Source organism: Candidatus Thorarchaeota archaeon (genome assembly GCA_013388835.1).
Classification (GTDB): Archaea; Asgardarchaeota; Thorarchaeia; order Thorarchaeales; family Thorarchaeaceae; genus JACAEL01.
This window is the reverse complement of record JACAEL010000007.1, coordinates 55,186-69,314: the sequence shown is the minus strand read 5'-3', so window position 1 is coordinate 69,314 and position 14,129 is coordinate 55,186. Positions and strand designations below refer to the sequence as shown.

Here is a 14,129-nt window from a genome sequence, read left to right as displayed (position 1 = left end):
GAATACTACTGTCGTCGATAGCATCAACACGACTTCAAGCAAACCAGATGTTCCTCTTCGTCATGTTCGGCACCCTGATTCTGTCAGGGTTCTTCATAGACGTCGGTATCCTCGATGAGATACTCCCTCTGAATCAGGGACTGAAGCTGCTCATTGACACTGCCTTCAAAGGGCTAAACCTGCTACAAGTGTTCGACCGCATCATGAGACTCAGTGTGTTCTCCATCGTGTCGATACTTGCGGCCACGCTCATATTCTCGAAGAAACCAACACTGGCATGAGGTGATCACATGGAATCAACACAGCGCATATCAGAGCCCGAAGGAAGGACCGCTGTCTCCGAGCCCCCGTTCGTGGAAGAGGCATTCTTCTCCGGCTCAAGAATAGCGGATGCGATTGAGTGGTGTGCATCACGTTCGGACAGGGAGATACACTGTGAGGTGGAAGGTAGACTCACGACCACCAAAGAAGAGGTGCGGGTGAGAGGGCGTCTACTCGCTTTTCGAAAGGGAGTGCTGACGAAACAGATAGCCATGAAGCTGGAGGAGGACCTCAGAAAGAAGAAGAAGAGCGACCTCGACTCCATTCTGACCATCGGGAGCGACACTGCGTCCTCCCAAGACATAGCGGCGAGCCAGATCACACTGAGGAACTACCTCAAGAAGAATCTTCATGACGACATGTACTACGACGGACCAAATCTGCAGCAGGCGGCAAAGGACATCGCACGGATGTTGAAGGTGCATCAAGTCACATGCACAGTCTGGGGACGACGCGCTTCGGACAGAGTGTCGATGGTGATACGGGGGACGGTGGTCAGCTCCTCTGTGGGTCCCGCACCTGTTCTCCCCGAAGGGACTCTTGAAGTGCGAGTGGAGCCCGAGGACTCGGTCGGGGACCCCAAGATATACCTGGTTGCTCAGCCACAGTTTCTACTTGGTCCGCGTTCAAACCCGAACCTGACAATAATGGCCGAGAAAGTCTATGTCGAGCCATTCGCATGGGTGCAGGCTCCGGCATATCGTGATGTCATAGAGACTCGCAATCTGACAGTGAAGCTGAAGTCTGGCAAGAAGCTCATCGAGAACGTCTCATTCTCCCTCAAGGAGGGAGAGATGTTGGCCGTGATTGGTGAGTCGGGAGCAGGAAAGAGCACAACAATAAAGGCGCTGATTGGCGACATCCCCAGCACGGGGGTCGCGCGCATTGCTGGTATTGACTCCCGCAATGCTCAGAAGGTCCGATACTTCTTCGGTTATTGCCCGCAAGACTTGAGCTACATGTACGAGACCTTCACACCCCTTGAGAACATCATCGCATTCGGAAAGCAATACGACATACCGGAGTGGCGACTGATCAGAGAGGGAAAGATGCTGCTTAAGGACTTCGGCATCCTTGAGAAGGGCAACAACATGACACGAGAGCTGAGTGGTGGCCAGCAGAGAAGGGTCTCAATCGCAATAGCACTGGTCCATCGTCCGAAGGTGTTGCTGATGGACGAACCGACGAGTGGGCTTGACCCAGACAACAGGAACGAGCTGTGGCACTTCCTCGACTACATCAACAAAGAGTATGGGACATCACTCGTTGTCATCACGCACTATCCGATTGAAGCGGAGTTCTGTGACAAGGTGGCAGTCTTCATCCGTGGCAAGAGCCTGGTGGCATTCGGGAGTCCACAGAGTCTGAAGGAGTCACTTCCTAACAGAGGCTTTGCAGTAGGCATCGTGCTGGAGGAAGTGGACCCCAGGGCCAGAAAGGTATTGGAAAAGGTGGAGGGTGTTCAGTTTGTCCTCCAGCGGGGAGAACTCCTGAAGGTCTTCACTGAAGAGCCACTTGAGCAGATTGCGGAGAAGTGTGTCAGCGCCCTCGAGGAGAAGGACATACGCGTGAAGATTGTGAAGACACGAACTGTGGCAGACATGGTCGACTACTACATAGCCATCACGCGGGGCCTCGTGACAGGAACTATCGAGAAGTGACCGCATGATTGTATCGAGAGGTGTTGAGTTGATGGTCGGAATGAGAGCACTGGCGCTTTGCCTGTCGCTGATAGTGATGCTCAGCCCCTCAGCCGGCATGATGACACCACTCTTGCCGGTCAGCCAACAGACCGTATCACCCGAGTCCAAGATTGACAGCCGGCTTCTCAATGCGACCAGTGGTGAGAGAGATGTCCTCGTGGGGTACGATGAGCGCGCTGGAGAACTGAAGGCGAGGAGCGCAATAGCTGCCCTCGATGAGATGGCAGAGGTCGTGCAGTCCTACTCCGAGCTCTCTATGCTCAGGGTTCGCATGGCAGCAAGTGCGATACGCAAACTGGCGGCGGAGAGTTTCATCACAGGAGTATGGTCGAACGAGATAGCTCAGATGACGAGTCCGAAGAGGACGAGCACAACGACTGTCTTTGCAGATGACTATGTCCGCCTTGCAGACCTCATCGGTGCAAAGGAACTCTGGGATGAAGGATACAACGGTACAGGCGTGGTGATAGCCGTCCTAGACACCGGGGTGGACATGACACATCCGGACCTCGATGACATGGACGATGACGCCAACACGACCGACTCAAAGGTGACTGCTTTCGCCTCGTTTGTAGAGGCTGACACTCTGCCCACAGACATCATAGGTCATGGCACATATGCAGCATCCATTGCTGCTGGCACAGGAAACATGTCGAGCGGGTTGTATGCAGGCATCGCACCTGGAGCGACCATTCTCTCTGCAAAGGTCACTCTGGGAGGGCTCTTTGCGGCACCCAGCTGGATGGTGTCGGGCATAGAGTGGGCATGTAGTCACGGAGCAGACATAATCCTGATGCCATTCAACACGTTCGGGTCTCCCGGCGATGCGGTCTCGAAGGCAGTCGAGTATGCGACTCTGAAGGGAGTGTTAGTGGTAGCGGCGTCAGGAGACGATGGACCGGACTACCTGACGGTCATGTCACCAGGGGGCTCTGAAGCAGCACTGACCGTAGGAGCCTATGACCTGACCAAGAGCGAAGTCCCTGCATTCTCAGGCCGAGGACCCAGTCTCGAGATGATCACCAAGCCGGACATTGTCGCGCCGGGAGTGGGCATAGTAGGAGCCAAGGCCTTGGCTGGTCTTGCGTCAGCCGGTTTTGGAGACTTCGACTTGGGGGACCTTGGAGAGATAGCAGGACTGCTCGGAGGAGGACTGGGCGAGGATGTCGATGACGGATATGTGATAGCGGACACCACTACGGCATCCGCATCCATTGTGGCGGGCGCTGCGGCCATACTCATGCAGGCCTTTGACCGAGCGACACCCATTGTGATAGCAAACGCGCTCCGCGACACTGCGGTGAGACTGCCCTATGGCGCAAATGATGCTGGCGCAGGTCTGATGGACCTCCAGGCGGCCTTTTCTTATCTGAGCCTCAGGCAGACTCCAGTTGAGCCAAGGTCAAGGACGACGGGGCTGCCGCTGCTAGCACTCGGGCTCATCACCTCGGCGGGAAGGGCTTCCAACACCACACTGTTGATGAGCAGCTTCGGAACGACAATTGTCGCACTGGATCAGAGACTCGGTCAAGACTCTGGTACTCATCTACTGATGGGAATGTTCTACCTTCGGTGGAACAACATGGAGCCGACTAGTCTAATGATGTTCCAAGTGAAGAGAGAGCTTCATCAGGTCCATCTTCCCACAGGACTCGACAACTACAACCGATATGTTGGGATTCTGTCGTACGATGAGGTCTACGTTGCAATCCTTGTCGAGTCTTACAACGCCAACAACCCGCTCCAAGTGCCACCTTCGACTGGCCTCAGAATCACTCCATTCATATTGAACTTGAGTTCGGAGAACATAGACAACGTCACTCTCTTCCTGTCGTACTCCCTCGACATCTACGCAGATGGAGCGGACGACCACGGCAAGTATGCGCTGAACAACCAACAGCTGTTCGCATATGGTATCTCTGAGGACCTGGGCGACTTCTACATGGGAGTCAACTCGAGCAGGAGCCTCTCGGCCTTCGAGGTCGGAAACTCCTCCACTTTGTCCTCGCACATATCGAATGACAACCTTACAGGATCAACGTCCTTCGACGGCCCCGTCGGGCTGGGAATGAAGTGGGACTTTGGGAGTGTGCGCCCATCGGAACAGGTCAACGTGACTCTGGCTCTGGCCTTTGGAGAGAATCGGACAGTCTTGGACAGCATGATTGAAACGCTCTGGGTACTGGGACCTTCAAGTCAGATGCAACAGAATGGCGACCTGATTGTGGTGGAAGCGGACATACCCAGAGTTGCGCGGATAGGCACTTATTACCAGTCAAGATCAGTAGTGATGAACATCGGTGTAGAGTCTCAGCCAATGATAGCGGCACTGATTGTAGGGAAGACCGAGAACACCACTGGGACGGTGTTCGCGGACTTCTTCACAATGGACAACGTGAGTCCGTTCCATGCCGTGGTTCTGAACACGGAGTGGAGTCCAGAGAGAGAGACAGTGTATACTGCAGCATGGGTTGTCTCTGGAGGAATAGACCAAGCCATCTGGTTGTTCCAGACTTCTGCCGCCCAACTCGCAGCATCATCTCTGAGGTTCCTAGATGACTTCTTGCTCCGAGACCTGTTCGTAATCACCCCTATCGCCTCAGTGTCGGTCTTTCCATCTCGCCTGCCATTCGGACCGTTCGATGTGAGGTTCCCTGCGGACTTCGGCCTCTACACGATGACGATCTTCTCTACGGTGTCGCTTGGCAATCTCACCGTCGAGAAGTATGGGAATGCCTCCGATTGGGGGAACGTCACCCTGACACCTGCAGAGACCGTTGAAGGCTACTACAACGTCTCACTGTTTCTGTTTGCCCCGACCATGACCATGGACGGCTATCACAGATGTGACTATGTGTTCTCCACGGCGCATGGCTGGACTGCCAACGTCACACTCGAGGTCAACCTTCGATATCCTCGGGCGATGATACTGCTCGACACATCCCACGGAGGAGGACTCTCAGGAATTGGAGGGTTTGGTGGCGCAGAAACAGGGATGAACATGGGGGGCGGCACAGGCTTTCCTCTGGCTCAGGAGGACTCAGGGGGACTGGATGGAATCTCCATGGGTGACCTCAGTCTGTCAGATCTCGGGTCGCTCACAGACCTGTTGGAGTCCCTCAGGCTCACAACATTCTCGGGACTCTCGAACCTCAGGCGCATCATGGGAGACCGTGGTCTAGACCTGATCGAAACGCCCGGTGTAGAACTGAGCAAGGACCTTCTGTCACAGTTTGCTGGCCTGGTAATCATCAGTCCCACAAAGGAGTTCAATAGCACTGAGATAGCGACAATCAGGGACTTCTCGGGCGGGGGCGGCAAGCTGGTCATTCTGGGAGACTATGAAGGCCGTGCCAACCTGACCGCCTTGAATCCGCTGCTACAGGCATATGGCTATGAGATGAGGGGAGAACACCGCAACGATAACACCACAGAAATGATTCAGGGGTCACCACTGACAAGAGGTATGAGTTCACTCTGGCTTGGCGGAGGAACCTATATCTACAACAACCAGTCGATGGCAGCCGCGACTCTCACCGGCCGACCTGTCGCCCTCCTTGACTCGTCAAGACCTGAGCTGGTCCTCTTCGGCTCGTCACGAATACTCATGAATAAGAACCTCGTCAAGTGCAACAACACGGTACTGCTTCAAAACCTCAACGAGTTCTTCTTGACGAGCACACTGACAGGGAGGACCGCACTCGCAGAGAACACAACAAGATACCCTGTGGGACGCAGCGTATACATCAATCTCAATGTGGAGGACTACACGGGTAGACCAGTCAATGACTTGTTTGTTGCAGTAGCATTCGAGCTGCCCAACGGGTCGCTCGCCTTCTTCATCGCAGGATTCGTTCAAGATGGCCTCTACTCGTCTCAGTTCGTACCAAGCTACTACAACGGTCCAGGAAGAGTCAATGCGATATTCTTGATACTGAAGACAACAGACTACGCCATGACTTACGCGAGCATCAGCTTCTTCCTCTACCTGCCCCCGACAACCAATGGCACCGTCGGTCCATCCAGACTGCTCGAGATGGCGCAGGTCGCAGCTATCAGCAGTACTGGGGTGTTTGGATTTGTTGCCCTTGCTCTGTTCAGGAATCGCAGGCGGAAACGGAAACAGCTACACATACCCGAAGTTGATACGTTGCTTGTACATGAGATTGACACTTCGCTGAACACTCTGCTCGCAGCCTTTGTTCAGATGGGAGATGTGATTAGGAGTGAGGGGCTTGAGAGAATTGAGAAGGTCGAGGCTCTCCGTTCGATGAGGAAGACGCTCGAGGATGCAGAGCGGCAGTTCGACAAGGTGGACAAGAAAGTGGGAGGGGTATGACCTGTCAGCGGACCCGAAACGCGAGATTGACATCGTGGACCTCAAGGTCGCATTTGGTAAGTTTGAGGCGCTCAAAGGGGTTTCTTTCTTTGCCAACAAGAAGGAGTTCCTAGGAATAATCGGGGCCAGTGGCGCAGGAAAGACTACGGTACTCAGAGTGTTGACAGGGCAGATCTCACCGACGTCTGGCAAGGCCTTCGTCGGCGGCTATGATGTGACCAAGAAGAGGGCTCTGATAAGTCTCCTAGTCGGGTATGTCCCGCAGATTGAGCACATGAGCCTGTATTTCGACTTCTCGGCTCTTCAGAACGCTCAGTTCTTCGGTAGGTGCTTCGGAATGAGGCCAAAGGAGATTGAAGCCCGAGCAAGGAGCATTCTCCAGATACTTGGTTTTGACGAGGACCTGATGACAAAGAAGGTGGAGCGACTGTCAGGAGGAGAGAGAAAGCGGGTCTCCATATCCCTCGGTATGATACACAACCCACCCGTCCTATTGCTAGACGAGCCCACCACAGGTCTGGATGCTCACCTAAGGCATGAAACCCTCAACTATCTCAAGGAACTGAACTTCGAACTGGGAACCACCATGGTCATCATCAGTCACGACTTAGAGATTGTTGACTATTGTTCCCGAGTGTGTCTGCTTGAGAGTGGGCGCGTGAGCCAGTTTGGCACACCTGCGGAGTTGATATCATCACTTCCAGGGAAGGGCGAGGGGATCAGAGTGGTCTTGCCAAGGATGACAGATCAGACCATTAGGAAGATTCATTCCATCCCGGGAGTGAAGTACACAGCAAGTGCGGGAAGAAACGCACTGAAGTTGTTCATGGATGAACCTGCCGAACAGGTACTGCCTCTCATCAGACACTTCAATCAGATGGGCATGCCTTTCAACGAGATATCTGTTGTAGATGCGGACTTCTTCGACTACTTCGAAGTGAAGCCGTGGAAGAAACGTGAAGGGGTATAGTAGAATGAGGAACTACCACTTTCTGCTGATTGCGGCGTTGATTCTAGCTATTCTCTGCCAACCTGCTGGCGACCAGAGCACGGGCACCTTGCCGACACTTGACTACAGGACGAACAACACGGTTCTCGCAGGGACCAGTCAATACGACACCGCCGCCGTCTGGACGATAACCATTGGCTCAGCAGTCATCGACATCACCATCGACCAGTTCGACGGCGATGCAAATCTGGAGGTAGGAGTCATCACCCAGAACCAGACACTGTTCCTCTTCTCAGAGAGTGGCCAACTGGTGTGGAGTAGGGAAACCGGCGCTGCACCGTACTCGCTAGCGGCGGTCGACACTGATGGGATCACCCCCAGAGAGATACTGGTAGGCACTTCTGGAGGTCTGCTTCTCTTTGGTTCGAACTCGACACTTCTCCTAAACGTGTCACTCCCCGATGACAGCCGCGCGGTAGCAGGAGCTGACCTCAACGGCGACAATCGGGACGAACTCGTTGCTGGATGCGACGACAACAGGGTCTATGCATATGGCTCGTCCGGATTGCAACTGTGGAACCACACAACAAATGCAGACGTGAGGCGTGTGCTTGTCGCAGACTTTGACGCAGACGGTTCCGACGAGACGCTCATTGCATCCGAGATGGGGCGAGTCTCACTACTGGAGTCTGACGGCAGTCCTGTCTTTGAAGTCAACAACCCAAGCTCGATTGGTGCTATTGCAAGCGCGGACCTTGTGGGAAGCACTCAGCTTGAGGCCCTGTTTGGTGATACTGCAGGAGTGATACATGTCTACTACTACAACGGTACTCCTGCGTACTCGCTATCACTGGGCGGCAGCGTGACTTCACTGACTGCGGGGCAACTGGTCAGTGGCGGCGGCAACGAGCTGGTAATTGGGAGGTCCCAGGGTGAGTTGAGGGTGTGCAATGCGACAGGCAGTCTGCAGTGGAACAGAACCCTGGGCGCAGCGGTCAATACCCTCAGACTGTCAAACATCGGGGCGCTGTCTGACAGCCAAGTCGTTGCTGGTGTCAACGGGCAGGTACGTGTGTACAACGCCAGTGGAGCACTGGTCTCACAGACGGATGTCACGGGATTCACAGAAGTCCTGAGGGATGGAAACATCGATTCCTTTGCCGGTGCCGAGTTCTTTGTCGGCACCACCACGGGTACAATACAGGGCTACGGACGAGACGACGACGGTGATGGGCTCAGCGATGCGCGCGAGAGGCTCATCGAGGGGACACTGTGGAATGACCCCGACACTGACGGGGACCGGCTCAGTGACGGAGAGGAAGTGCTTCAGTACGACACCTCGCCGCTGCTTGCAGACACTGACGGTGACAGACTTGACGACTTCGCTGAGGTGATCACCTACAACACAGACCCCAACGATGTCGACACCGACGGTGATGGCCTGACCGATTGGCAAGAGGTCTACCTGTCCACAGACCCCAATGACATCGACACTGACGATGATCTTCTCACTGACTTCGAAGAGAACAATGTGACGCTCACACTGCCGACAGAGAGTGACTCGGATGATGATGGCATAGATGATGCTCAGGACGACAATGATGGCGACGGACTGACCAACATACAAGAGGTGCGAGTCACCCTGACAGACCCAAATGACGTTGACAGTGACAACGACGGGGTCTCAGACTATTACGATGACGAAGATGGGGATGGGCTGGCGAACTGGAAAGAGATCTCTGTTGGTACTGACGTATGGGATCCCGACAGCGACGACGATGGACTGCTTGATGGTGAGGAGGTCAAGACCTACAAGACAAATCCGCTGAGGGATGACACGGACTGGGATGGACTCACAGACTGGGAAGAGGTCATGCAAGTTGGCTCATCTCCAATCAAGGACGACACCGACAACGATACACTCGATGACTATGCAGAGTATGTCACATACGGAACCAACCCGTTGAGCAACGACACAGACACGGACGGACTGCTTGATGGTGAGGAAGTCCGTGTCGAGCACACGAATCCGTTGAGCAACGACACAGACACGGACGGACTGCTTGATGGTGAGGAGGTCAATACATGGAACACCAATCCGAACAGCAACGACACAGACCTCGACTCGTTGAGCGACTATGATGAGGTGCACACGTACGGCACAGACCCCGGGCTAGCAGACACTGACAGCGATGGCCTAGACGATGCAGCAGAAGTGTATCACGGCACGAACGGCACGCTCTGGGACACCGATGGCGATGGGATTGGGGACAAGGATGAGGTGATTCGATATCCATTCTTCAATGCGACAAACGCGCACACATTCAATGCCGCTGTGAACGACTACTACTGGGACAGCGATGGAGACCGCCTTGCCAACGGATACGAGATATACTTGACAAAGACAGACCCGCTCAATTCAGACACAGACGGTGACATGGTGAATGACGATCTTGAGGACTCGGACCTCGACTCTCTCACAAATTACGATGAGCTATATGTCCGCAACACACATCCCCGAAGGCCTGACACCGACGAGGATGGTGTGAAAGATGGTGATGAGGTCCTTGTACTGAACACAGACCCACTCCGGAAGGACACTGATGACGACTCGATAAGCGACTATGATGAGGACTTCGACGGTGACAACCTCTCCAACGGCGTAGAGCTATATGTCACACAGACCAATCCGCTCAACGCCTATACACATGGAGCAGGGCAACCACGCGACGACCTGTATGACAGTGACTCGGATGGTCTCCCCAACCGGTTTGAAGTGGAACAGACCAACACAGACCCTCTGTACAACGACTCAGATGATGACGGGACACTGGACGGTGGTGAGGATTCTGACAACGATGCCCTGACCAACTTGGAGGAGTACAATGCGGGCACGAATCCGGCGTCTGCCGACACTGATGGCGACGAACTCACTGATGCAGAGGAAGTGCGAAAGACACACACCAACCCGCTGAACAGTGACTCAGACCAGGACGGTACGCCAGATGGCAATGATGACGAGGACCATGATGGACTCACCAACCTTGAAGAGATTCGCCAGTATGGCACAGACCCGATTCTCAGAGACACGGATGGGGACCTGCTGAGAGATGGACTTGAGGTTCAACTCGACCTTGACCCACTCAATTGGGATACTGATGGGGACCTACTCTACGACGGTTTCAATGACCTAGACCACAACAGTCGCTGGGACCCCGGCGAACCGGGCGAGGACATCAATCTGAATGGCATCGTCGACCCGGGAGAGACCGACCCCAAGGATGCAGATACTGATGATGACGGACTTGACGACTACGAGGAGAGTCTTGCTGGAGCGCATCCGCTGAGACCGGACACTGATGGTGATGGTCTCCTGGATGGACAGGAGGTTCAACACTACAACACAGACCCACTGCGGACGGACAGTGACATGGATGGGCTAAATGACTTCATAGAGACCAATGTGACCCTCACAGACCCGAACGACCCCACCACGTACGGAACACCGGACTACGACTACGACTCGGATGACGATGGTCTTACCAACGGTCAGGAGGTGGACACCCACAAGACATCCCCGGGTGACAAGGACAGTGATGACGATGGTTTGTGGGATGGCGATGAGATCCTGCTGTACCACTCGGATCCGCTAGCCAGAGACACAGACCGTGATGGCCTCGAGGACTTTGACGAGGTGCAGTACGGAAGCGACCCAACAATACAGGACAGCGATTCCGACAACGTCGATGACTACTCTGAGATAGCCATCCTAGGAACCAACGCGACACTCTGGAGCACGGCAGGCAACAGCACGTCTGACTACTACCTTGACATGGACGGCGATGGACTTGTCAATGGTCTGGAGCTCTACGCTTACCACAGCAATGCGACCAAGCTTGACACGGATGGAGATGGTCTGCCAGATGGCCTCGAAGCGTATGAATCCGTGTCATCTCCAACAGACAGGGACACTGATGATGACGGACTCGATGACTATCTAGAGTACATGGTGTACCATACTGATCTGACGGGCTCAGACACTGACTGGGATGACCTGACTGACTACGAAGAGGTGCATGTCCACTTCACAGTACCAACGCAGTGGGACTCCGATGGTGACCAGCTCAGTGACGGTTTTGAGGTAAATGAGTCGCAGAGTGACCCCAACTCACCAGACACAGACAGTGACGGGGTTGACGACAAGAGGGAACTGCAGCTCGGCACGGATGTGAGAAGCAATGATACAGATGATGATGGGCTCAGCGACTATGATGAGTGGATGGTCTACCGTACAGACCCACTGGAGGCCGACCAAGACGAAGACGGACTCAATGACTACGAAGAGGTAAGTCTGGGAACAGACCCCGAGAACGCTGACTCGGACTTCGACTCTCTGGCAGATGGAGATGAAGTCGATGTGTACGGGACATCCCCACTACTTGCCGATACGGATGGAGACGGTCTGGCGGACAATGATGAGATACAGAACAGCAAGACGGACCCCCTCAATCCGGACACAGATGGGGATAGCATCAATGACAACCTAGAGGACATCGACGCTGATGGACTCAACAACTTCCTCGAGATCTACCTTCATGACACCAACTGCTCACTCTATGATACCGACGGTGACCGACTGGGCGACTACTACGAAGTGAATGTCACCATGACAGACCCGTTATCCATTGACTCGGATGGCGACGGCCTTGATGACTGGGACGAGGTGTTCCGCTACTTCAGTGACCCAAACGACACGGACACCGACAATGACCTTCTCGAGGATGGCGAGGAAGCCCGGGTCTACCACACACTTCTGAACAGCACAGACACCGACGCGGATGGAGTGTCAGACTACGACGAGATTAAGGTGTTTGAGACCGACCCACTGCAGCCGGACAGCGACCTAGACGGCATCACAGACGGTGGCGAGCTGTATGTTCACAACACCGACCCGCTCAAGGAGGACACCGATGGCGATGGTCTGACTGACGGACAGGAAGTGGCAACTGGAACGAGCCCGCTCATGTCAGACTCGGACCTTGATGACCTGACTGACTTTCAGGAGGTCAACATGACCCTCACAGACCCACTTCGGTACAGCACAAGGGGCGATGGTACATCCGACGCGGATTGGGACATTGATAATGACACGCTAACCAACCTTGAGGAGATAACGCTCACAAGGACAGAACCTCAACTCTACGACACAGATGGCGATGGCATCTCAGATGGCGGCGATGATGAAGACCGAGACCTCATGACCAACTACCAAGAGTGTCGTCTCACGAAGACAGACCCGCGGGACAAGGACACAGACGATGATGGCACTTCGGACTACTATGATGACGAGGATGGCGACGGTCTATCCAACGGTGCTGAAGTCAACACTCATAGAACAGACCCGCGGAGTAGGGACACTGACGACGATGGACTCACAGACCATGAAGAGGTCACGAAGTACAGTACAGACCCGCTTACTCGCGACACGGACCGAGATGGTCTCACGGACGGCGAGGAAGTGAAGACCTACTCTTGTTCCCCATTGGTCAACGACACCGACTCGGACAGCCTGACCGACTACGAGGAGGTCTTCTTGACCAACACAGACCCGTCGAAACAGATGACGCACCCGGGGGTCCTCGATTCTCTGTGGGACTCGGACGATGATGACCTTGGAAACTTGGAAGAACTCCGAGTCTATTACACAGACGCACTGGACCCGGACTCGGACAATGATGACATGTTGGATGGACTGGAGGTCAGTCTCGGCACAGACCCTCTGAGTACTGACTCGGATGGTGACCTGCTCTTGGACGGGGCCGAATACCATCTGTATCAGACATCACCACTGCTCAACGACACAGACCATGATGGTCTGAGCGACTACGAAGAAGTCGTTGTACTCGGTACCGACGCGCGCTCCTCCGACTCAGATGACGACTCACTGTCAGATTATGACGAGGTCATCACATGGGACACCGCCCCGCTCGACCCAGACTCGGACAATGACGGGGTCACAGACTACGACGAGGTCATGGTTCACCACACGATTCCAAAGAAGGCGGATACTGACGACGACCTCCTGAATGACTACTTCGAGATAATGACCACGCTCACTGACCCACGGAACAATGACACAGATGGAGACGGGCTCCTTGATGGCATCGAGTACACGGTGCACAGGACAGACCCGAAGCTGGCTGACAGCGATGGCGACGGACTCACAGACTGGGAGGAAGTCATGGTCTATGGGACGAACCCGCTCAATTCTGATACAGACGGCGACTGGATTCCAGACTCATTGGACCCGGACCCGAGGCTCCACTGGGCATTCGCACTGAGTGGCATCATGCTGCTAGGGGTCCTGTTGGCCATCGTGGGAATCAAGACACGGGAGCGGCTATCGAGAAAGGAGTTCATTACGATTGCTGAGCCAACCAGTCCGGGTCTTGAGCCCGGGATGGACGTCGTTGTTGAGTATAAGATTCGCGAGGGCAGACTCATCTTCGGTGTTGTGGTGCGGAACTACTCTGCCTCACCCATGCGTAGTGTGCAAGTAGTGCTGGGCATTCCAAACCTGACGGACCAGATCAAGACTCAAGAGATTGGCACCGTCGAACCCGGTACAACTTCAGTGGCAGAGGTGGAGTTTGAGCTTGAGCCTGGCGCCGAAGGGGAACTCGTCGGAGTGCTTGAGTATGACAGTGTTGCAGGTGAACGCAGGACGGTGAACCTCAGACCTGTGAAGGTCGTTGCATAGTTCGTCTGCCGGCTTTCTCCTGATGCCCTCACACCATCGTGAAGATTCATAAGCAGA

5 protein-coding genes are annotated in these 14,129 nt (G+C 54.5%); all 5 read left to right on the top strand.

All coding sequences use genetic code 11. From position 1 onward, the window contains the following. On the top strand, nt 1-281 hold a 281-nt coding region (locus tag HXY34_01495), incomplete at its 5' end, for a hypothetical protein (GenBank protein ID NWF94794.1). Between the two features lie 9 nt (nt 282-290). Beyond that, nucleotides 291-1,982: an ABC transporter ATP-binding protein gene (locus HXY34_01490; protein NWF94793.1), complete on the top strand. Its 1,692-nt coding sequence runs from the start codon at nt 291-293 to the stop codon at nt 1,980-1,982. Nucleotides 1,983-2,013: 31 nt separating this feature from the next. After that, complete coding sequence (locus HXY34_01485; GenBank protein ID NWF94792.1) at nt 2,014-6,363, top strand: S8 family serine peptidase; 4,350 nt, start codon at nt 2,014-2,016, stop codon at nt 6,361-6,363. Further along, on the top strand, nt 6,314-7,333 hold the full coding sequence (locus HXY34_01480; protein ID NWF94791.1) for an ABC transporter ATP-binding protein: 1,020 nt from the start codon (nt 6,314-6,316) through the stop codon (nt 7,331-7,333). Before HXY34_01485 ends, HXY34_01480 begins: the two co-directional genes overlap by 50 nt. A 4-nt stretch (nt 7,334-7,337) precedes the next feature. Continuing rightward, the gene (locus tag HXY34_01475) at nt 7,338-14,072 is read left to right on the top strand and encodes a hypothetical protein (protein ID NWF94790.1); all 6,735 of its coding nucleotides are present in this window, start codon (nt 7,338-7,340) and stop codon (nt 14,070-14,072) included. Nucleotides 14,073-14,129 lie beyond the last annotated feature (57 nt).